The 21,449-nt window shown below is 59.1% G+C and carries 23 protein-coding genes; 11 read left to right on the top strand and 12 right to left on the bottom strand.

Going from position 1 to position 21,449, the window contains the following annotated elements; genetic code table 11:
* A partial coding sequence (locus L53_RS14890; protein WP_156947947.1) for a caspase family protein occupies positions 1–1,924 on the top strand: 1,924 nt, incomplete at its 5' end.
* A gap of 72 nt (positions 1,925–1,996) precedes the next feature.
* Here L53_RS14890 and L53_RS14885 read toward each other — a convergent pair.
* Both L53_RS14885 and L53_RS14880 read right to left on the bottom strand, forming a co-directional pair.
* Positions 1,997–2,611, bottom strand: coding sequence for a hypothetical protein (locus L53_RS14885; protein WP_034817129.1), 615 nt, complete (start codon positions 2,609–2,611; stop codon positions 1,997–1,999).
* A 91-nt stretch (positions 2,612–2,702) separates the two neighbouring features.
* Positions 2,703–3,539 (bottom strand): ABC transporter permease, encoded by an 837-nt coding sequence (locus L53_RS14880; RefSeq protein WP_034817128.1) that lies wholly within the window; start codon positions 3,537–3,539, stop codon positions 2,703–2,705.
* A gap of 275 nt (positions 3,540–3,814) precedes the next feature.
* Here L53_RS14880 and L53_RS14875 point away from each other — a divergent pair, with 275 nt between their 5' ends.
* From L53_RS14875 to L53_RS17060, 3 genes are all read left to right on the top strand, one after another.
* Complete coding sequence (locus tag L53_RS14875) at positions 3,815–4,339, top strand: GcrA family cell cycle regulator (RefSeq protein ID WP_034817126.1); 525 nt, start codon at positions 3,815–3,817, stop codon at positions 4,337–4,339.
* Between the two features lie 116 nt (positions 4,340–4,455).
* A complete protein-coding gene (locus tag L53_RS14870) occupies positions 4,456–5,796 on the top strand; it encodes an ATP-dependent RecD-like DNA helicase (protein ID WP_034817124.1) in 1,341 nt (446 codons plus the stop codon).
* Between the two features lie 85 nt (positions 5,797–5,881).
* Positions 5,882–6,019: a hypothetical protein gene (locus tag L53_RS17060; RefSeq protein ID WP_156947946.1), complete on the top strand. Its 138-nt coding sequence runs from the start codon at positions 5,882–5,884 to the stop codon at positions 6,017–6,019.
* Here L53_RS17060 and L53_RS14865 read toward each other — a convergent pair.
* The 5 genes from L53_RS14865 to L53_RS14845 form a co-directional block, all read right to left on the bottom strand.
* Complete coding sequence (locus tag L53_RS14865; protein WP_034817122.1) at positions 6,016–6,246, bottom strand: hypothetical protein; 231 nt, start codon at positions 6,244–6,246, stop codon at positions 6,016–6,018. The two genes, L53_RS17060 and L53_RS14865, sit on opposite strands and share 4 nt — an antisense overlap.
* Before the next feature lie 98 nt (positions 6,247–6,344).
* Positions 6,345–6,536 carry a hypothetical protein gene (locus tag L53_RS14860; protein WP_034817120.1) on the bottom strand — a complete coding sequence of 64 codons (192 nt, stop codon included), beginning with the start codon at positions 6,534–6,536 and terminating at the stop codon, positions 6,345–6,347.
* Positions 6,537–6,698: 162 nt separating this feature from the next.
* Entirely contained in the window at positions 6,699–7,154 is a 456-nt protein-coding gene (dut, locus tag L53_RS14855; protein ID WP_034817119.1) for a dUTP diphosphatase, read from the bottom strand.
* A 56-nt stretch (positions 7,155–7,210) separates the two neighbouring features.
* Positions 7,211–8,746 carry a hypothetical protein gene (locus L53_RS17175; RefSeq protein WP_051608021.1) on the bottom strand — a complete coding sequence of 512 codons (1,536 nt, stop codon included), beginning with the start codon at positions 8,744–8,746 and terminating at the stop codon, positions 7,211–7,213.
* Positions 8,747–8,814: 68 nt separating this feature from the next.
* A complete protein-coding gene (locus L53_RS14845) occupies positions 8,815–9,693 on the bottom strand; it encodes a branched-chain amino acid aminotransferase (protein ID WP_034817117.1) in 879 nt (292 codons plus the stop codon).
* 163 nt (positions 9,694–9,856) lie between these two features.
* On the opposite strand from L53_RS14845, the gene L53_RS14840 reads away from it, so the two are divergent.
* From L53_RS14840 to L53_RS14825, 4 genes are read left to right on the top strand one after another with little or no spacing between them, the layout of a single operon-like run.
* The gene (locus tag L53_RS14840; protein WP_198019827.1) at positions 9,857–10,216 is read left to right on the top strand and encodes a MarR family winged helix-turn-helix transcriptional regulator; all 360 of its coding nucleotides are present in this window, start codon (positions 9,857–9,859) and stop codon (positions 10,214–10,216) included.
* On the top strand, positions 10,213–10,896 hold the full coding sequence (locus L53_RS14835; protein ID WP_034817113.1) for a response regulator: 684 nt from the start codon (positions 10,213–10,215) through the stop codon (positions 10,894–10,896). The genes L53_RS14840 and L53_RS14835 overlap by 4 nt, the downstream gene beginning before the upstream one ends.
* A gap of 4 nt (positions 10,897–10,900) precedes the next feature.
* A complete protein-coding gene (locus tag L53_RS14830) occupies positions 10,901–12,196 on the top strand; it encodes an ATP-binding protein (protein WP_051608020.1) in 1,296 nt (431 codons plus the stop codon).
* 30 nt (positions 12,197–12,226) lie between these two features.
* Positions 12,227–13,774 carry a bifunctional GNAT family N-acetyltransferase/carbon-nitrogen hydrolase family protein gene (locus tag L53_RS14825; RefSeq protein ID WP_034817111.1) on the top strand — a complete coding sequence of 516 codons (1,548 nt, stop codon included), beginning with the start codon at positions 12,227–12,229 and terminating at the stop codon, positions 13,772–13,774.
* Here the strand turns inward: L53_RS14825 and L53_RS14820 are convergent.
* Both L53_RS14820 and L53_RS14815 read right to left on the bottom strand, forming a co-directional pair.
* Positions 13,771–14,460: an SOS response-associated peptidase gene (locus L53_RS14820; protein ID WP_034817109.1), complete on the bottom strand. Its 690-nt coding sequence runs from the start codon at positions 14,458–14,460 to the stop codon at positions 13,771–13,773. The two genes, L53_RS14825 and L53_RS14820, sit on opposite strands and share 4 nt — an antisense overlap.
* 43 nt (positions 14,461–14,503) lie before the next feature.
* Positions 14,504–15,406 carry a GNAT family N-acetyltransferase gene (locus tag L53_RS14815; protein ID WP_034817106.1) on the bottom strand — a complete coding sequence of 301 codons (903 nt, stop codon included), beginning with the start codon at positions 15,404–15,406 and terminating at the stop codon, positions 14,504–14,506.
* A gap of 241 nt (positions 15,407–15,647) precedes the next feature.
* Between L53_RS14815 and L53_RS14810 the strand changes: the two genes are divergently transcribed.
* From L53_RS14810 to zapE, 3 genes are all read left to right on the top strand, one after another.
* Positions 15,648–16,082 carry a response regulator transcription factor gene (locus L53_RS14810; protein WP_034817104.1) on the top strand — a complete coding sequence of 145 codons (435 nt, stop codon included), beginning with the start codon at positions 15,648–15,650 and terminating at the stop codon, positions 16,080–16,082.
* 104 nt (positions 16,083–16,186) lie between these two features.
* Positions 16,187–16,792, top strand: coding sequence for a rhomboid family intramembrane serine protease (locus L53_RS14805; RefSeq protein ID WP_034817102.1), 606 nt, complete (start codon positions 16,187–16,189; stop codon positions 16,790–16,792).
* A 5-nt stretch (positions 16,793–16,797) separates the two neighbouring features.
* Complete coding sequence (gene zapE, locus L53_RS14800) at positions 16,798–17,925, top strand: cell division protein ZapE (RefSeq protein ID WP_034817101.1); 1,128 nt, start codon at positions 16,798–16,800, stop codon at positions 17,923–17,925.
* On the opposite strand, the gene L53_RS14795 is transcribed toward zapE, so the two are convergent.
* From L53_RS14795 to L53_RS14785, 3 genes are all read right to left on the bottom strand, one after another.
* Positions 17,879–19,021: an acyltransferase gene (locus tag L53_RS14795; protein WP_156947945.1), complete on the bottom strand. Its 1,143-nt coding sequence runs from the start codon at positions 19,019–19,021 to the stop codon at positions 17,879–17,881. The genes zapE and L53_RS14795 overlap by 47 nt on opposite strands.
* Before the next feature lie 186 nt (positions 19,022–19,207).
* Positions 19,208–19,573 (bottom strand): hypothetical protein, encoded by a 366-nt coding sequence (locus L53_RS14790; RefSeq protein WP_034817099.1) that lies wholly within the window; start codon positions 19,571–19,573, stop codon positions 19,208–19,210.
* Positions 19,574–19,697: 124 nt separating this feature from the next.
* Complete coding sequence (locus L53_RS14785) at positions 19,698–21,419, bottom strand: EAL domain-containing protein (RefSeq protein ID WP_084333511.1); 1,722 nt, start codon at positions 21,417–21,419, stop codon at positions 19,698–19,700.
* Between the last annotated feature and the right edge of the window lie 30 nt (positions 21,420–21,449).

The raw sequence follows: 21,449 nt of genomic DNA, 5'->3' as shown, positions 1-21,449 counted from the left end.
TCCGCCACCTCCGCCACCTCCGCCACCGGCGATGGTCGAAGACGAGCCCGACTGGTCAACAGGATATGGCGAATATGGAGATGCCGGATCCGAGTGGGGCTATTCCGACGAAGAAGACGCCTACGAAAATGAAGCCTCGGCACCGGCTGATGAAATCGACGATATGCGAGAGCTTTACGCAGATGATCCCCCCATACTTGAGTTGCTCGCAGCCCTTGAGGAAGGAGATTTCTCGGATCTTGAAGCCACCGCGGCGGGTCCGGGCTATTCCGAAACCTGCCAAGCGGAGATTTCCGCACCCCGGACCTTGCTCGTTACCTGTACGGATATGAATGCCGAGACGTTTACGCAGGCCACCCATCGCATCGATGGCGACCTCGTTACCACGCTGGATGCGCTCGCCATTGATCTTGCAGGAGACGGTTATGAAGTCGGCATCGTCGAAAAGCCGCTTTGTTTCTGGAGCGAGACCGTGACGCTGGACGACGCCCAACTCATACGGCCGTGCCCGGAATGGGACTATCGATATTCAGAACTCGCAGCCGAAGCGGCGAACGATTTCGACAGTGGCCGCATCGCCCACCATGCGCCGGAACAGATGGTGCTCGGCCAGCCCTATTTCCTCGAAGTTGCCATCCAGCCTCTTCAGCGCAACACGAGTGAAGCCGAAGTGGATGAATCGCTACGTGGCATTCTGGGCACGGGCCTTGCGCCAGGCAGCTCAGAAAGTGCCATGTCGCTCCGCTTTGACACCGTCCGCGCAAGCCAGGTGATGACGGCCTCGGCTTCCGGCGAGGGTTACGACTTCGTCGCCACCACACCTTCTGAGCAGCCTGTCTTGCCTGGGTCGCCAACGCTCTGGCAGTGGCAGGTCACGCCACGCCAGGCTGGAACGCCCAATCTGACCTTCACCGTGTCGGAAACTGTCGACGTGAATGGCGAACGGTTTGCCCGCGCCGTGAAAACCATACCACTCTCAATCAAGGTCACATCGATTGAAGAATTGCTGGTCGATCCGGGGCTGGTTGCTGAAGCAACCTCGGTCGCAAGTCGCTCCCCTGCGCCTGAAGCTGACATGGCCTCCACCCTCAGCGGCGCAAATACACTGTTGGCGCCCACCAACGCATCAAACCCGTCAACGCTTTCCAGCCCCGCCGATATTGCCAACGCGGCGACCGGCCTGTTGCCCGACACCGAGATCGCAGGCTGCACATGGGTCGCCGGCCCGAATGCGGACCGTCAGGCAATGGTGCTCAGCAATCTGGCCTATACGCCCCCTGTCAGTCGCCTGACTGTGACCCATGACGATGGCGACCGGATCACCGCGGCACTGACTGGCGTCGGCTTCTCGGTCCTGCAATGCGAAGATCTCGGCCAACGCCAGACGGTTCGCGCGTTGAGTCTGCTCGGCCGCATGGCCAAGGCACGCAAGGATGCAGGAGCCTATCCGGTCACCTTCTTCTATTATTCGGGTCATGGCGTGAACGTCGACGGTACGAACTTCATCTTGCCGACCGATATTCCCGGCGCGTCACCGGACGACATTCGCGACTTTGGCGTCAGTTTTGAACAGATCTTCAACCGTGTCTCGACCACAGTCGCACCGACTTCGTTCATCGTCTTTGACGCCTGCCGAACGGTAATGGATGATCAGAGCCGTGGCCTCATGCGAGCCTACAGCCCGGTCGGCTGGGCGTCCGGCGTGTTCCAGGCCTTTGCAACGGAACCCGGCAAGACAGCCGCTGATGACGGAGTCTATTCTGAAGAACTCTCCGCCCTCATCAGCACACTCGATGATCCGGCCAATGTCGTGTTCAAGCGTGTCCAGGATGCCGTCGCTGCACGCACCGGACAGAAACAGCGCCCCATCTACACCGATGGTACAACGGGTGGCGACTTCTACTTCGTTCAGGACAGCAACTGAGCAATGGAGCGCAAGAAAGAAGCCGCCGAAACACGGTTCCGGCGGCTCTGAAGTTCAATCTGACAGTCTGCGTTACGGGCTGACCGGCACCGGCTCTTTCGGAGCTTCCGGCTGAGGCGGCTGCGGTGGGACCTCATTCTCGATCAGCGTGTCTTCCGGCTGCGGCGCCGACCCGGACACTGCGCAGCAGCGAACCTGCATTTCCAGCACGCGGCTGTTGAAGCGGCACTGCTCGTCATTGATCTCTCGCAGGATAGACATGCCCCCTGCCCGATAGGTGTAGCGGGTTTGCGTGCAGCTGGTCAGCGCATAGCCGGGCCGGCAGGAACCCGTGTCGGAATTCTGTATGGTGCGGGTTTCGCACTGGACTTCCTTGCTATTAGCCTCTTCGGCCAGCGCCATCGCCGCGTCCGCGCGCGCTCTCGCCGCATCTGCGCTTGCCTGGGCTCGCGCAGCCGCCTCCGTGGCGCTATCCGCCATGTTCCGAGCCTGTGACAGACGCATATCAGTATCGGCCAGCGCGGTGCTGTTGCCGTCGATTTCCATTTTCAGTTTGCAAACAGCCTCGTCGGCCTTGTCCGGATTGGCGCAATATTCGCCGACTGTCTGTTCAGCCGGCATCATCTGGCACCCAGCCAGAAGTGCCGTTGCAGCAATCGCACCTGCGAGGAATTTCCCACTACCCATGATTTTCTCCAGTTCTTTCCCCTGCCGGGATTTCCGGCATTCAAGGGGGACGGAACTGGAGCGTCAATGCTGCTCCCGCCTGAGGGGAGTCTTAGGCTTTCAGCTTGTAGCCCGACCGAAACATGAGCCAGACAGCGAATATGCCTGCAACAGACAGCAATCCCGTTACCCAGACCCCGACAATCACGGAGCTGTTTGCAACACCCAGGAAACCATACCGAAACCCGTCAATCATGTAGAAGAACGGGTCCAGCAGGGCCATCGTATAGAAGGGCTCCGACATGACCTTGATGTCATAAAATGTGCCTGACAGGAATGTGAGCGGCACGATCACGAAATTGGTGACTGCGGACAAATGGTCGAATTTATCGGCCCAGATCCCGCCGATAGCACCAAGCGCGCCGAGCGCGATCGCAGATGTGATGCTGAACCACAGAATTGGCCAGACATGGGCCACGCTGAGATCAGCAAGGCCGCTGAGCTGGATGCCGATGGCGGAAATAAAGGCGACGAGCAGACCGCGCACAACCGATCCGCCGATAAAGCCAATCGTCAGCTCCATGGGGGAAAGCGGTGGCATCAGGAAGTCGACATAGGTGGAATTGAACTTCGCCTGCACGAGGCTGGAACTGGTATTCTGAAACGCGTTCTGCAGGACCGCCATGACGATCAGGCCAGGTGCGAGAAACTCGATATAACTCAGCCCCTCGAAATCACCCGTCAACCGACCGCGCTCGCCGAAGGCCAGCTTGAAAACCGTCATGAAAAGAAGTGTCGTAACGACCGGCGCAAACACGGTTTGCATCCACACTTTCAGGAAGCGGCCGATCTCGCGCTTGAACAGGGTCCAGAGTCCCAACCCGTTCATTTTGCCATACTGGCGGACAAGGCGATGGGCGGAGGTCTGGTCAACAGCTGTATCGGTCATGCGCAGTATCTAGGCGTCTTTACCTGAGTCTGCGAGGGGCAAGACGCGGAAAAACTTCGGAAATTTGGCTGCCTCGTTTTTGTCCACAGGCTGATGCAGTTAACCACAATATGTAGAAAGCCTGTGGAAAGCCTGCGCTGCATGTTGTGTTTCGTTTCGCTGCTGATACGATATCTAGGTGCTGAGCGGATGACGTGTATCAAGTCATCTCAATATATAGGGGCTGATGGATCGTAAGTGTTAACGATCTTGAACCGAGCTGGGAGACATCAACCATGTCCTGGACCGAAGAACGGGTAAGCGTGCTGAAGAAACTCTGGGCGGAAGGCCATTCGGCTTCCCAGATTGCCAAACAGCTGGGCGGGGTCACTCGCAATGCTGTTATCGGCAAAGTCCATCGCCTGGGCCTGTCGGGTCGCGCGACACCATCCCGCCCGGTAAAGCGCCCCCCACGGCTGGCCCGTCCGAAGCCGCGCGTGTTGCCTGATGGCAGCGTCAAGGTGGCAACACCGGCAACTCCGGAGACCGCTGCTCCGCGCCCGGTGGAGCGCACCGAAGTGATGGCGCCGCTGCCGCCGCTGCAACAGGCTGACGGGGAACCCGCATCGATCCTCACGCTGCGCGACTCCATGTGCAAATGGCCGATTGGGGATCCAGCCGATCCGAAATTCGCTTTCTGCGGACGCAAATCTGATTGCGGTCCATACTGTTCCGAACATGCGAAAGTGGCGTTCCAGCCCGCACGCAAACGGGACAGCCGCAAAGGCGCCTATGATTATGTCCGCCGTATTGCCGGCTAAACCCGGCACGCATTCTTATGGCTGACTGGAAGCCCCCGAAGTGTTTCTTCGGGGGCTTTTCCACTCCCGGCAGGGCCACCCTCGCCTTCCGCGCAAAACGCCGTTAAGCCAGACACGTGACCACCGAAACCACCCCCGACACCATCTATGCCACGCCCGCAAACTGGGTCGCCACCGGCACCGGCGCACAGGGCAATCTGTTCCTCACTGGCCGCGCAGGCACTGGCAAGACCACGATGTTGCGCAAGTTCCTGGCAGGCGCGGGCGAGAAGGCCATCGTGCTGGCTCCCACGGGTGTGGCGGCCATGAATGCCGGCGGGCAGACGATCCATTCCTTCTTCAAATTCCCACCACGCCTGATCGAGCCCACGGACATCAAGCGGCTGCGCTCGACACGGCTGGTCAAGGCCATCGACACGATGATCATCGATGAAATCTCGATGGTCAGGTCTGACATGCTGGATGCCATCGACAAAAGCCTGAAGCTAAACCGCGCCTCCAAACGGCCCTTTGGCGGCGTGCGCATGATCCTGTCAGGCGACCTGCATCAGTTGCCACCCGTTGTGTCAGGTCAGGAAGCACCAATCCTACGCGACCGTTATGGCGGCAGCTATTTCTTCAACGCGCCCGCCTTCAAGGATGCCGAATTTTCCCTGCTGGCCCTCAAACATGTGTTTCGGCAGGCCGAACCTCGCTTCCTCGCCTTGTTGGGCGCGCTGCGCACCGGACGGGTCACGCCAAATGACGAGGCCGTGTTGCGCGGACTGGTCAGCACGAGATCTGCTGTCGAAGCCTCTGAAACCCATGTTGTCCTGACACCCAACAATGCCAATGCCTACCGTATCAACCAGGCCCGGCTCGAAGGCTTGAATACACGGTCGCAAACATTTGAGGCTGACGTGCAGGGCCAGTTCGATGAGAAGGCCTATCCGACCGAAGCCGACCTCGAACTAAAGGAAGGCGCGCGGGTGATGCTGATCAAGAATGACCCCGAAGGGCGCTGGGTGAATGGGACTTTGGCCACAGTCGCCGGGTTTTCCGGAACCCGTGTAATTGTCGAGATCGACGATCATGTCTACGAAATCGAACCGACGGCCTGGGAAAAATACCGCTACGAATTGGACCCCGAAACCAAAAAAGTGAAGCGCGAAGTGGTCGGCACATTCAAACAGATGCCGCTGCGCCTTGCCTATGCCGTGACCATCCACAAGGCACAGGGCCTGACGCTCGACAAGGTCTTCATCGATTTCGATTCCGGTATGTTCGCCCACGGACAAGCCTATGTCGCCTTTTCGCGTGCGCGATCTCTGGATGGCTTGTCGATCAGTCGCGAGCTGCGTCCGCGAGACCTCGTGCTGGACCGGGAGGCTTTCGCTTTCGGCAAGCTCGACACGATCGAAGATACAGATGCCTATCTGCTCGCACGCTTCGCTAAGGCCGATGGCGCCCTGATTTAGGCCATTCCGAGGCATTAACCTTTCACACACAATGACGCCGCATTCTGATCATCTCTTATACTCCGCAACAAGAGAAAGACACGTCATGAATGCCATCATTGAACGCCGTCAGCGTCGCTGCCTGCTCAGGCGCGACATGGGCGCAGCAAGCGAACGCAAGACGCTGTCACAAGTGGCTGCACAAAGACGGCGTATGCGCATCCCCGGTGGCGGCGGCAACTAGGCCAGCTTGCGAATTTCGTCGGACAGCTGACGCTCCTGATCGGTCACGATCTTTTCCAGAACACGTACACGTTCCTTCAAGCGGTCGACCTCACCGAGGACACGCTGAATGTCTTCGTCCGCGCCCTTGTCGGATTTGGCGTTAGCTTTCAGCTTCAGATAATTGTTCACCACACCCGCGCCGACTGAGATCAGCACAATGAGGACGACCATGACGATCGGGTCCATTCGGTAACTCCCCTTTGTATCGTTTTTCGATATATACAATTCAGGCAAATCTTACAAGAAAATTTGCCACCTATCGCGGACTGGAACTTGGCCAGGTCTTAGCGGAGGCCGTCGATCTCGCGACGCAAACGACGATCCCGGTCGAGAATGATGGCTTCCAGCGTGCGCACACGCTCGGCCAGATTGGCGATCTGATCGGCATCTGGTGACGCTTCAGGCGGGCGGGACTTCCCGGACCGCGCGAGTGAGACGATCACCAGAACAAAGACAAGAAAGACTAGGAAAGACAATGAGAGGCTCCTTTTCTGACAAGACGTTGGTACGAAAGTCAGTCGTTTGGAGCTCCCCGTCTGTTAGATGGATCCGCAATTCGGCGAATGCACCGCTCTCCTGAACTTATCGATATTCAATATGTAAGGAGGGGTGAACACATGTTCAAGAAGAAACCCGGATTATCTTCCGGTTGAGCCAAATCCGCCGGCGCCGCGGTCCGTCTCGTCCAGCGCGTCCACTTCTATCCATGCCAGTTGAGTGACCGGCGCAAGAACCAGTTGGGCAATGCGTTCGCCGCGCTGGATGGTAAAGGCATCCTGTCCGAGATTGATCAGGATCACCTTGATCTCACCGCGATAATCGCTGTCGATCGTGCCGGGCGTGTTCAAACAGGTCAGGCCATGCTTGGCTGCGAGGCCGGAGCGCGGGCGCACCTGAATTTCATAGCCTTGCGGAATGGCCACTGACAGGCCGGTCGGGATCATCGCCCGCTCACCCGCCTGCAGCAGAATTGGGTCTTCCTGCGAAACAGCCGCGCGGACATCCATGCCGGCTGAACCGATGGTTTCATAAGCTGGCAGGTCTAGCCCCTCGAAATGGGGCAGCGGGCAGACGGAGACAGTAACCTTGTTCATACTCTGAGCCGTTGGCGGAGTCGCATATTCGAGTCAAGCAGATAGGGCTGCGGGCGCTAGTCTTCGTTCTGATGGGCCTCAAAGACCTCGTCTTCCCACTCCATCGTGTCGCCGCGCATCAGCTGATCGTGCTGGCGCTCGGACTCCGGCTTGCGGTCCATGAAGATCGTGTTGTCGATCCCGTCCAATGTGGTTTTCGAAATGCCGTCATTGCGTTTCAGGAAGTTCTCAAACGCGGAATCATCCGGCAGGGTTGAGCGCAGCTGGCCGTCATAGGTGCCGTCGAGCCGGTTCTGCTCGTCCCGGTCGAGGCCGGCATTGGCGGCGTCCTTATAGGCTTGTTTGGTGGCATCGAGATCGCAATTGGCCTTGAGTCGCTGTTCTTCGGTGAGCTTGTGGCAGAGTAGCGCGCCAAGCGCGCCGCCCCCTCCCCCGGCCGTAGCTGGCGGCAGGGAAAACTCGATGCCCGGCACGCGCACGGGGGGCGGGCGTCCAAAAGGTTGGGGCCTGGCAAAGGGCTGCGCTGTGGTGGCAGGCTGTTGCACGGGTGGCGCAAGGGTTTGCAGCGGCGCGTCAGACGGTTCCGGCAGGATGATCGCTTCGTCCGGGTCGGGTTCTGGCTCCGTGACATCGGGCAGGTCCACCTCAGGCACTTGTTCGGGCTGAGGCTCCAGTTCGAGCGGCGCTTCCGCGGCAGGCTCCATTTCGGGGTCAGGCTCGACCACCGGGTCAGGTACAGGTGGCAGCGTTTCCTCAACCGGCTCTATTTCAGGCTCAATCTCCTCGACGAGGTCTTCCGGAATCTCGTCAGGCTCTTCATCAGGCATACTTTCCGGCAGATCCTCAACCGATTCATCGGGGGTCGGTTCGGGCAATTCCTCAGGCAGGACTTCGGTCTCAAGGTCCGGCTCGGTGTCTTCAAGGGGAGCTTCCAGCGTGTCCGGAAGCTCTTCTGGCACATCCTCCGGATCTTCCATGGCCGGTTCTTCGGGAATGACTTCGACCGGCAGGCCCGGCTGAGGATCCGGCAGCACCTCCTCCTCTACGGCAAGCGGCAAGGGCTCCGGCTCAGGAATGGGGTCGTCGATGACGAGGTCCACCGGCGCTTCGGGCGGAGGCAGAGCCTCTTCCATGACCAATTCCGATTCCGGGATCGGCTCAGGATCCGGCTGGGGCAACGGTTCCGGATCCGGTTCGGGGAGAGGTTCGGGCTCGATGTCCGGCAGCGGCTCCGGCGGCAATTCCGCCTCTGGCTCTGGCTCTGGCTCTGGCTCTGGCTCTGGCTCTGGCTCTGGCTCTGGCTCTGGCTCTGGCTCTGGCTCTGGCTCTGGCTCTGGCTCTGGCTCTGGCTCTGGCTCTGGCTCTGGCTCTGGCTCTGGCTCTGGCTCTGGCTCTGGCTCTGGCTCTGGCTCTGGCGGGAGTATCGGTGGAAGCTCGACGATGTCCACCTCCAAAACCACGGGCTCAGGAGGCGGGGGAAGCTTATGTCCGAAGGCGATGGCAAAGAGAAACAGGATCAGGCCATTGAGGCCCAATGATCCCGCCACGAAGGGAAGGCGCTCGCGCGCGAACTCTTTCCAGGCTCCACCCATGGGCCAAAGCCCTAGCAGCCAGCCCTTAACGGCCTCAGTTACTTTTCGTACAGCTTGCGCCGTGCCGCCTATAGCGCCAACTCCAGCCGGCCGTTGACCAGTGCGGTATAGTCATTGACTAGCGTTTCGGAGATATGGCCCGGCTTGTAGACATGCTCGCCAATCTCGGCGACAGGCGTGATTTCAGCTGCGCTGCCTGTGATGAAGCATTCCGAGAAGGTCGACAGCTCATCCGGGAAGATCGCCCGTTCGATCACTTCGATGCCGCGCTCCCTGGCCAGCTTGATCGCCGTCTGGCGGGTCAGGCCATTGAGGAAGCAATCCGGGGTCGGTGTATGCAACGCGCCGTCGCGCACAAAGAAGATGTTCGCGCCGGTCGCCTCAGCCACCTGACCGCGATAGTCGAGCATCAGGGCGTCGGCGTAGCCGTCGCGCTCGGCAGCATGCTTGGACAGGGTGCAGATCATGTAGAGGCCAGCGGCCTTGGCATGGCAGGGCGCGGTGTCCGGGGCCGGACGGCGCCACTTGGCGTGTGTCAAACGGATGCCCTTCATCTTGTCGGCGAAATAGTCGCCCCAATGCCAGACCGCGACCGCGAGATGGATCGTGTTGTTCTGGGCTGAAACGCCCATCATCTCAGACCCGCGCCAAGCCAGTGCGCGCACGTAGGCGCTCTCGAGACCCGATTTCGCCAGTGCCTCGGTCTTGGCCTGTTCGACCTGATCAACAGAAAACGGGATTTTGAACCCCATGATCTCCGCTGAATTGTGCAGGCGCTTGGAATGGTCCAGCGAACGGAAGATCTTGCCGCTATATGCCCGCTCACCTTCAAAGACGGAGGACGCATAGTGAAGCGCATGCGTCAGGACGTGGACTTTGCTGTCCCGCCACGGCACGAATTCCCCATCCATCCAGATATAACCGTCACGGTCGTCATAAGCAGACATAATAGTTCAGCGCTCCTCGCTTGCACTTATAGCATTTTCGCGTTCATTTCAGAACATGGCCCCTGACGTCAACCTGAATAGACCTTTCGATCCGCGCCTTTTCCTTATGGATCAGGAGCTTGATAGAGGTGTCGGACTCCTGCTGGCAGGAAGCGCCGAACTGATGAGAGCCGCAGAAGAGGCGCGGCACAAGGCAGGGCTGAGCAAGCCAGAACTGCAAATACTCATGGCTGTCCGCTACTCACCCGGTCAAACCGTGGGCGAGCTGCGCGATGCGTTGAGCATGACAGTACCAACTTTCGCCCGCATCATTGGCGAACTGGACAAGCGCGGCCTGATCGAGCGCGAGCGTGAACAGGCAAGTGACAAGCGTCGGCGCACGCTGAACCTGTCGGATGCGGGCACCACGCTGACCACCCAGATCACGATCGTATTGCGCGAGCGGCTGCGCCTGGCCTATCGCGCCGCTGGCCCGGATGCGGTTGAAGGGGCGCGCAAAGTGATGGATGCGCTCGTCAAATGAACCAGGACACCGCTCATATTCTCGTCGTCGATGACGATGACCGCATTCGCGACCTGCTGAAGCGATATCTCACACGTGAAGGGTATCGCGTAACCTCGGCGTCCGGAGCGGACGGCGCGCGCAAGATGATGTCATCAATGGAGTTTGATCTCGCCATTCTGGACATAATGATGCCGGGTGAAGATGGTCTGTCGCTGCTGAAATCCATGCGGGAGGGGCGCAATCGGGAAACGCCCGTCATGCTGCTGACCGCCAAAGGTGAAGCGTCCAACCGGATCGAAGGGCTGAAGCATGGCGCAGACGACTATCTCGCCAAGCCGTTCGAGCCGGAGGAGCTATCCTTGCGCTGCGCCGCCATCCTGCGCCGATCGCACAAGGCAGAGCCGCCCGAAGAAGTCGAAATGTCCGGCATGGTATTCAATGCAGAACGCGGCGAGTTGAAAGAGGGCGATACGCGCATCCGTCTCACCGAGGCCGAATTGCAATTGCTGACGGTATTGGCCTCAAATCCGGGCGAGCCGGTGAGCCGTGAGGAGCTGGCCTCCCTGACTTCAGCCGGGATGGAGCGCTCTGTCGATGTGCAGGTGACGCGCCTGCGCCGCAAGATCGAACCCAATCCGAAAGAGCCGATCCATATCCAGACCGTGCGAGGCGTCGGATATCGCCTCATGCCGGACTGAGCCGATGCTGCGCCTGAGAGATATCACACCGCGCGGGCTTTATGCTCGCAGCATGTTGATGGTAATCGCGCCGGTCGTTCTGATCCTGTCGCTCATGTCGTGGTATTATTACGACAGCCATATTGCGGAGGTGAACCGCAAGCTCGCCCAATCCATCGCGCGCGATGCGAGCCTCGTCCAGGCTTATTGCGACCGCCGCGAGGAGTCCGTGCTGGACCGCAAGACCATAGATGAGCGCCTAGACCTGACCTTCACTTGCGACAGCGATTTCGCCAGCCTCGATCGCCGAAGCTATGCTGAAGTCTTCTCCTATAGCGGCACGCTGGACAAGGAGTTGGAGACCCGGCTTGGCGTACCGGTGGAGACGGCGTTGAACCCCCAGGACTCAATGCTGCACCTCCGCTTCGCGTCGGGGCCCCGCACAGTTGAAATCATTGTCGAGCGTAAACGTGTGCTCGCCGCCAATACCCACATCTTTATTGTCTGGGTGATCCTGTTCTCCCTGTTCATGGTTGCCCTGGCCATCGGCTTCCTGAACCAGCAGGTGCGCTCGATCCTGAGCTTGTCAAAGGCCGCGCGAGCGTTCGGCCGTGGCCGGGATGTGCCGGACTTCCGCCCGTCTGGCGCCAACGAAGTGCGCGAGGCGGCCCGGGCGGTAATCGACATGAAGAACCGGCTGACCGCCTTTGCGGAACAGCGCACCGCCATGCTAGCCGGGGTCAGCCATGATCTGCGCACGCCCCTCACCCGACTAAAGCTGGCGCTGGCCATGATGGACGAGACCGATGACATCAAAGCCGCGCGGGCCGATCTTGATGACATGTCCATGATGCTGGACGAATATCTCACCTTTGCGCGCGGCGAAGAAGGCGATGAGCCGAGCGATTTTGACCTTGCCGAACTCTTGCGCGACGCCGCCGCGGGCTTTGGCCCGCACATTATGGTAACCGGGCCTGATCATGTTCAGGTCAATGGCCGTCGGCTGGCACTCAAGCGCGCTATGACAAATTTGATCTCCAATGCGACAAAATTCGCGACGGACACACAAATCACTCTTGTGAACGGTCCGCATGCGGCCGATATACACGTCGATGACAATGGACCGGGCATTAACCCGGAGCTGCGCGAGGATGCTTTCCGCCCTTTCATGCGGCTGGATGAGGCCCGCACCCAGAATACACCGGGCACAGGGCTCGGACTCACCCTCGCCCGGGATACGGCGCGCGCGCATGGCGGAGACCTTCGCCTCAGCGACAGCCCTCTCGGCGGCCTGCGGGCCAGCCTGCGCCTGCCCCATTGAACCTTATCCCTCCAGAGACATTTCTTCGCCATGAGCAATAGCAAAGCAAAACTGATCATCCGCAACGCAACGCCGGACGATATTCCCGGCCTTCAGGGCCTCTCGGCGCGCGTTTATGGCGAGGGCGAAGAGTATTCCCGCGACCACCTCATGGCGCAAATCAACCGGTTTCCGGATGGGCAGTTCATCGCTGAATATGAAGGCCAGATTGTTGGCCATTGCGCCACCTTCATGATCGCGTCCGAACATGCCTTTGGTCCGCACACATGGATGCAGATTACCGGCGGCGGGTATGCCGCCCGTCACGACCCCGAAGGGGATGTGCTCTACGGCATGGATGTCGCGGTCGACCCGGCGTTCCGTCGCTTGCGCATTGGCCAGCGTTTCTACAAGGCACGGCGCGAACTATGCCAGTGGCTGGAGCTGAAAGGTATCGTATTTGCCGGTCGGATGCCTGGCTATGCTCGCCGCGCCAAACAATATCCCAACCCGGAAGACTATGTGAAGGCGGTCCGCGAATCCAAGCTCCGCGATCCGGTTATCACGTTCCAACTGAATCAGGGGTATGAGCCGCTCGGCGTACTGCGCCATTACCTGCCGGAAGATATCGACTCCATGGGACATGCCACGCACATGTTCTGGGAGAACCCACTGGCGCAGGAGAAGATCCAGACCAATACGAGCTTTGGCGACACGTCCCTGCCCGAACGGGTGCGGATCGCCACGGTCCAGTTCCAGATGCGCCGGATCACTTCCATCGACGAGTTTGAAGGACAGGTCGAATACTGGGTCGATATTGCGTCAGACTATCAATCCGACTTCGTAGTCTTCCCGGAAATGCTGACGCTGCAATTGCTGTCGCTGTCTGAACGCCCGCTCGGCCCTGTCGATGCGATCTCTCAGATATCTGACTATACGCCGCGCTTTGTTGAGTTCATGGAAAAGCTGGCAGTTTCCTACAACATCAACATCATCGGCGGAACGCATCCGAGCCAGATGGCGAATGGCGAGATTCTCAATGTCTGCCACGTCTTCCTGCGAGATGGCTCCGTCCACACGCAGCAGAAGTTGCACCCGACCCCATCTGAACGCCATTGGTGGAACATTCAGGGCGGACGCGGCAATTCAGTGATCCAGACCGATTGCGGCCCGATTGGCGTGATGATCTGCTATGATAGCGAGTTCCCGGAAATCGCGCGCCACCTTGTCGATCAAGGCGCGCTGATGCTGTTCGTGCCCTTCTGTACCGACGAGCGGCGGGGCTATTTGCGGGTGCGATATTGCTGTCAGGCCCGTGCGGTCGAGAACCAGTGCTATGTCACCATGTCCGGGGTTGTGGGCAATTTGCCGAATGTCGAGAATATGGACATTCACTATGCGGAGAGCTGTATCCTGACGCCATCCGACTTCCCCTTCTCGCGCGATGGCGTGGCGGCGGATACTGCCCCGAATACGGAAACGATCGCACTCGCGGACTTGTCCATTTCAGACCTGCTGACAGCTCGCCAATCCGGCGCAGTGCAGAACCTCAAGGACCGCCGGCTGGACCTCTATCAGGTAGCCTGGAAGAAGAACTAGGCCTTCACGATCAGGTCGGCCCCCTGGTTGCGGACATTTCCGACCGCCGAACCGACTGGCCACGCCTGCATCTCCGCAGCTGGGTAAGGTGCATAAAGGTCAGACATCTTGCGGTTATCCGCGTCCAACCAGCGAAGATGATCGGACGCCTTCAGAATGACCGGCATCCGGCTGGAGATGTCCGAGATCATTCGATTCGGCCGGGTAGATAGTATGGTGAAAGTGTCGATCTCGGAGCCGTCGATCATCGCCCGATTCCACAGTCCGGCCAGGCAGAACCAAGGCCGGTCCCTCAAGCCAACAGCGTAAGCCTTGCGATGGCCCTGCGGACCATTCCACACATAGTATCCGCTGACCGGGACCAGGCAGCGATGGTGACGGAATGGCCCGCGAAATGTGTTCGAGAATTCGAGGTCCTCGCACCTTGCCGTAAAGGTGGAGAAGTTCTTCTCGCTGAGGGGCTTGTTCCACCAGCTGGGGATCAACCCCCAATAGGCTGGGGCCAACTGGACAGTACCGCGCGGCACATATTCGCCTTCGGGGGCCATGCGGATGATCGGCACGAATTGGCTTGGCGCATTATTGTAGGCCGGCTCTGGCGGGTCGATGCCCGGCGGGGGCACCAAGCCGGTTGCCTCGCGGTAGTCATCCCATGAAATGTCTTGTCTGAAAAAACGGCCCGGCATAGCTTCCCCTTAACTGGCGTTGCTGGCACTGCCCAGCCCCACGTCAGGGTTTGAACAAGGCCTTGCTGTCACGGCCCAGATCATAAGCGACGTGGTGCTTCAGTTTCTCCGTGAGTTCGGTGGCGTCGCCTGCCAGCTGGTCTGGATGAATCATCTGGCCGAACGTCATACGCACTTGCGCGCCGCGCTTGTTCAGCAGCTCGTGAAACAGGGTGATGTCACGCAATTCCGGGTTCAGCTCGCTGAGAAAGTAAAAGAGCCTCGAATTCCACGCATCGAGATTGAGCGGCAGGACGGGTGTCTTCTGTTTCCGCGCGAGGCCGACCACGGTAGAGAACCAGTCCTTCTCGACCAGCCGCCCGTCTTCCTTCTTTGCAAGCCGCCCCGACGGGAAGATGACAACGCATTTTTCCTCGGCAAAGGCCTGCCCTGCCCGCTTCAGGGTTTCGCGCGTCTTGGCCGGGGTGCGCTTCTCGGCCACCCATTCGACCGGGATGATGACATCCTGAAAGTTCGGATTGACGCGAATGGCATCGGCATTGGCAAAGAATACGATATCCTGCCGAACCTGCTTGAGCAGATCCCAGACCGCCACACCATCTGCCAAACCGGTTGGATGGTTGGCCGCAATGATAACCCGCCCAGCACTTGGTAGTCTCTCGAGACCGTCGACCTTCAGAGAGAAGTTCAGTTGGCGTGAAAGATGATCGAACGAGTCCCGCCCATTCAGCTGCATGATCGTGTCGGCCATTTCCCGCGCCCGCCGATACCCAAGCGTCTTGTAGAGAACCGGACGGACAAGCGGCCACGACCAGCTCTCGCGCAGTTTCGGGCAGCGTTCCTCAATCAGCGTATCGACGATATGCTGGTCATTATTTTTTTCTGCATCAAGAAATGCCGATCCTCTCAAAGTAGAGGATTTTGCGATCAGGCTCTCGTCGCTCATGGTGCGTGGGCCACTCCGTTCTCCCTTTATATACATAGGGGTTGGGGCGAATCCCTCAAAGCGGGAACTACAGGGGAATGGCCGTTCGCGCAGGCCACCGGAACGCTGCATTGTGTTGAAATATAAACACTTCGGAAAGTTTCGCTTTACCAAGACGTAAGAGCCACGTGCCATTGTGAACGCCACAGGGGGGTTGGCTTAAGGCTTTCCTTCGCGGGCAAATAAATCGGGAATAGTGTAGATGAAAGTTCTTTGGGTTGAAGATCACGAGCCAGTCAGAGACATGCTGGCGATTGCCGCGGACAAGGCTGCGCGCTCCCGCGTGCAGGTTGACCTGGTCATGGCGCCGACCCTGATGATGGCGGAAGCCCGGTTGCGCCTCGAAAGATTTGATCTCGTCGTGCTCGACCTCGGCCTGCCAGACTCTTTTGATCCGGACATGACCATCGCGCGGGTTGCCAATATGGGCAAATACCGGATTGCGGTTGTCTCTTCCATGGATGTGCGCGACCAGGCTGTTGAGTCTGCCCTGCGCTGCGGCGCGAACATTCATCCGCAAGCTATTTTCAAGGCCACTCTGCCATTCAATCGCTTCATCCAGCGCCCCGATGCGTTTGAAGACTTCCTGATGGACCTGATGCCAGCCGCTGAAACCACGGCCGTCCGCGCGGCCTAATCCATGCGGGCGCTTGCGAAGCGCCCCTTCCCCTTGCTAAGCCGCCTAGGATACGTCCGGGCGGCTTTTTGCTGGGCGACACAGGAAAAAAGGCGGCACCCCCGATGATGGAATATCCCGTGACGATCAGCCTGATCGCGGCCAATGTCCTCGTCAGTCTGATTGGCCTGTCAAACCGCGCTTTCTTCGAGGACAACAATTTCTGGATCGCGCCGATCCGGGAGGGCCGCCAATGGTGGCGCTTCGTGACATCGGCCTTTCTCCATGTGAACGGCACACATTTGCTCATCAACATGTTCGTCCTGTGGCAATTTGGCGGAGTGCTGGAACGCGAACTTGGCGCATCAACGTTCCTGATCATCTATTTTGGATCGCTGTTTGCCGGAAATGCGTGGGAATATGTCGACAAACGCGACCAACCTGATTACCGCGCCGTAGGCGCGTCGGGCGCGACGTCCGGTATCGTGCTGGCGTTCAGTGTGCTGGCGCCGTTTGCGGTATTGTACCTGCTTTTCATCTTGCCGATGTGGGCGATTGTTGCGGCAGTTCTGTTTATCTCGGTCAGCTTCTTCCTGTCGCAACGTCCTAACACGATGATCGCACATGGCGCCCATCTTGGTGGCGCCTTGGCGGGTGCGGCGTTGACCTTCCTGCTGGTGCCGGGGGCCTGGAGCGGACTGCTGGCCCAGATCGCCGAACGGCTGGGCTGACCCGGATGACCACCGTCCTTGAGAAATACAAAGCCCGCATCGAGAGCGGCCAGTTGACGCCGGACCCGGTTCAGGCAACCGCCGCTGCGGCGCTGAACGATCTGGAACACCGGCTTGCCAATCGGAAGACTGGCGGCTGGTTTTCCAAGGCCGAGACGGTGACGGGCCTCTACATGTGGGGCGGTGTTGGGCGGGGCAAATCCATGCTGATGGATCTGTTCTTCGAAAGCGCACCCGTTGAAGCGCGGCGCCGGGTGCACTTTCATGAATTCATGGCAGAAGTGCATGACCGGCTGGATGCCTGGCGCAAGCTCTCCCAGGACGAGCGCAAGCGATCCGAATGGCGCGTGAAGGGAGCGGGCGACGACCCGATCGCGCCAGTGGCGAAACAGATCGCCTCGCAGGCGAGCCTCCTCTGCTTTGATGAATTCCAAGTCACCCAGATTGCCGATGCCATGGTGCTGGCGCGCTTGTTCGAAGCGCTGTTCGACATGGCGGTAACAGTGGTGGCAACCTCCAATCGTCACCCCAATGATCTCTACAAGGATGGGATCAATCGCCCCCTCTTCCTACCCTTCATAGAGCATCTGAAGGCGCATTGCGAAATTCTGGAACTGGCCTCGGAACGGGATTACCGCCTCGACCGCCTCATCGAAGCGCCAGTCTGGTATGCGCCGCTGAATGCGGAGTCCGAAGCCGCCCTGGACCGCGCATGGGACCGGCTGACCCTTGGCGCAGAGCCACAGCATTGCGTCCTGACCGTCAAGGGACGGAAGCTGGAAGTGCAGCGGGAAGCGGCCGGTGTGGCACGCTTTACCTTTGAGGAATTGTGCGCCCGTCCACTCGGCTCGCGGGACTATCTGGCCATCGCCGCAAATTTCAACACGGTGATCCTGTCAGGCATTCCGACGCTGGGACCAGAAAACCGCAACGAGGCGGCGCGCTTCGTGGCACTGATCGACGCGCTCTATGAAGCGAAGATCAAGCTGGTGGCAAGCGCAGCCGCCGAACCGGAGAGCCTTTATCCCGAAGGCGATGGCAGTTTCGAGTTCGAACGCACGGCCAGCCGCCTGCATGAAATGCGGTCTACGGATTATTTGTCCGAGGCCCGTGTTGAACTGGAAGCCGACTAGACGCCGCCTGACGCAAGGCGTCTGCAAGGCTGAGTTGGCCAGACAGGTTTTTCGGCGCGCCGAACTTACGCGAGATGTAGCGAACCAGAGGGCGTTCCAAGCATAGGTGCGCGACAACGGATGCAATTGTGCACCCGATCACGAATAGCAGCGCCATGATCCAGGGCGGCAAAAGTTCCGGCAGGTGCAGGAATTTCGCAACCGGCACACCGGCGGTCATCATTGGCATGTGTACGAGATAGAGCATGTAGGACGCGTCGCCGACCAAACGAAGGCTGCGCGGAATGCTCAGGCGGCCAGCGGTTTCCATTGCGGCGAGCGCGGCAATGATCGCGCTGGCAGAGGCACCGAACAGGACCGTGCGCACACCAAACCCGATCTCGACGGGGCGATAGATATCGTTGAGCCCCGTCATCAGGAAGACCAGCAAACCGCCGACCAACAGGCCGCGCGCTGCATTCCGTCCCAGATGCTGGAAGGACACCGCCGCCAGACCGCCAAACAGGAAGATCAAATTATAGGGTGAGAACAGGAAGTCCGCCGGGAACAGTACGTCCTGGCCAAATACGGTGAGCGCGCAGGCGGTAAACCACATGCTGAGGATGCCGAGACCGATCCAGCGATGCAGGATAGCGAGGCCGAATATGGCGTAAAACAACATTTCATGTTGCAGGGTCCATGAAACCTGAAGAATCGGAGTGTCTTCCATTGGCACAAGGAAGAGGTTCGGCAGCAATCGCCCAAGACCCGGCATATAGCCAAGTCCGACGGCTGGGATCAGGGCACCGGCCAGGACCATCGGGATGAGAACCAGCCAATAGGCCGGATAGATGCGCGAGACCCGTTTGATCGCGTAGCTATAGGCCTTTTGAGGGGCACCAAAATCCCGACGATGGATGTAGAGCATCAGGAATCCCGACAGGGCGAAGAAGAATTCAACACCCGAATAGCCCATATTCGCTACAGGATGCAGCGCTTCGCCCGTTTCCGCATAAAGCCGCTTTGGCAAGATGAAGATATTGAGGTGATAGAAGACCACCATGAGCGCAGCGATGGCGCGCCCGCCCTGGAGTGATGTCAGATGAGGAAGACGCATGCGCGTGTCCTTTTCGGTATGGCACCCGGGATTTCGGAGCCGCCAGACCAGATTCAGGACCAGCAGCGACAATGCCGTTCGTCCTGTGACAGGCAAATCGTGTACCAGCCCGCCGGAGCGACCTGCGCCTGCAACGCCCGTGAAGGCGCTCGGTGGACAAGATCAGGAATTTCACAGGCGGCTGGGTCAGGTATCGGGGGGAGGCAGGCGCAACTCGGCATCATGCGGGCGAATCATCGGAAATAGCGTTGTTCCGACGCGATGGTCGCCCGCATCATGCGCAGGCGCGGGTTCGGATGCGCTGCCCATCGCGACCTGACAGGCCTTTGAGAGGGTGAACGCCAAAGGGTCAGGCCGCGCGACTGTTGGCATATCCCCGATTGCCGCGATCCAGACATTCCCTTGCGCATCGCACATGGTGAGGAACGGCGTGCCGCGACCTCTCGTTCGGCGCACATACAGGCGCAGAAGGATGAGCTGCAGCCATATCCAGAAACGGAATGGCTGAAGATGCGGCTTCAATACCGGTGGGGGCGCAAACAGGCTGTCCATCCGCGCAAGTATATGTCCGGCGCGTAGAGGCGACGGATACGTTCTCGCGGGCACCCATACTGGCGACAGGCGCAACGAGTTCCTTGCGGGACAAGGACGCGATTATGCCCTGAAGAAGGCTGCTTCAGCCCGCCCGCACATTGATATCGGACGCGGTCATCTCCTTGCAAAGCACGGCCCGACCAATGAGGTAGCCCTGTATGAGATCACAATTGTGCGCGGCCAGCTGTTCGAGCTGCCAGCTGGTTTCCACACCTTCTGCACAACTGATCAAATTCATCTCGCAGCACATCTTCAGACTGCCGGTCAGCACTTTCGGCAGGACACCGGAATCACTCTTCTTGCCAAGCAGGCTCTTATCGAGCTTGACCTTATTGAAGGGCAATTCTTCCAACAGGGAGAGCGAGGAATAGCCGGTGCCAAAGTCATCCAGAGCGAGCGAGACCCCTGCCCCAACAATCTTGCCAAGCACCTGTTTGCTCGTATCGATATTCCGGAACAGGACGTTTTCTGTGATTTCGAGTTCGATCCGTTCAGGCGCTATGCCATGGCGACGGAGCGCGTTCAGGAAATGGTCAGCAAATTCCAGAGACGTCAATTGAGAGGGAGAGACGTTGAATGACAGGAAGCTGGTACCCCCGGGCAACCAGCGCAAAGCCTGGTTCAGCATGGACCAGAAGAAACTGTCGATCAGGCCAAGGCGCTCCACTGCCGGCATGAATTGCTTGGGCGAGGGCTGCCGGCTGAGGCCGCTATGCGGCCAGCGCGCAAGCACTTCATAACCGGCAATTGAGTGACTGCGCAAATCTAGAATCGGCTGAACTGCGGGCTGGAAGCAATTGTCCTTGACCGCCCCGATAATGGTCTTGTCGAACTCTTCGGCGTCCATGTCCGCCATGTCTTCACGGCGATCGAATACCGCAATCCCTCCGCCCTCCGACTTTATCCGGATCATGGCCTTGTCGGCTGCGTACATCAGATTGGCCTTGTCAGCCGCGTCATCCGGAAACGCAGCGACCCCGATGGAGGCGCCGACCGTGACGAGCCCGAGATCGGTTTCTATCGGAGAAACCAGAGCACTTTGGACAAGCGCAGCCAATGCCAGTGCGTTATCGCCAACCGATGGAATGATAAACGCAAACTCATCTCCACCAAGGCGACAAGCATGCTGACAGCCGTCCATCTCCGACAGGCGCGTGGCGAGAACCTTCAGGACATGGTCCCCTATCGCATGACCATAGCGATCATTCAGGGGCTTGAACCTGTCCAGGTCGATCAAGGCGCACATGAAGGGCTGGCCCTGTGCCACCAGAGCCTCCATTTCCCGCACAAAGGCGCGGCGATTCAGGATTCGGGTCAATGGGTCTGTGTCGGCAAGCTGGCGGATCTTGCGCTCGGCGCGCTCACGCTCCTCGATCTCGGCCTTGAGTTCAGTCAGCATACTGGCATGAATTTCGGTAAGGGCATGGAACACACCAAGCGCGTTGAGACATCCGGCATAGATGCCGTCTTCATGCGCAAGGATCAGACCGTTGGTGAGCAGGTCTGATTTGTCCCGGATACTGCCGAATACGGTCGCGGCATCCTCCGATAGCTCCATCACCAGCACGTTTCGATCCATTATGCCGGACACACCCTTTTTCTGATTCAGGGCATAGCCGAACGGATTTGAGATCAGGCGCTGGAAAGCCTGAAGGGACACAAACCCTGTCGGCTTGCCGTTAAAATCGACAACCGGGCAGAGTGTCGCTTCAGGGTTCTTGACGAAAAACGCGGATACCGCATCAAAGCTGTCTCCGAGAGAGAGCGGCTCAAAATGCATCCATGACGTGGAGCGAAATCTCATAATAAACCCATCTGCCCCACCCAAAAGGCC

Origin of the sequence: Hyphomonas sp. L-53-1-40, assembly GCF_000682775.1 — a bacterium.
GTDB lineage: Bacteria > Pseudomonadota > Alphaproteobacteria > Caulobacterales > Hyphomonadaceae > Hyphomonas.
This window is presented reverse-complemented; position numbering and strand designations above follow the sequence as displayed.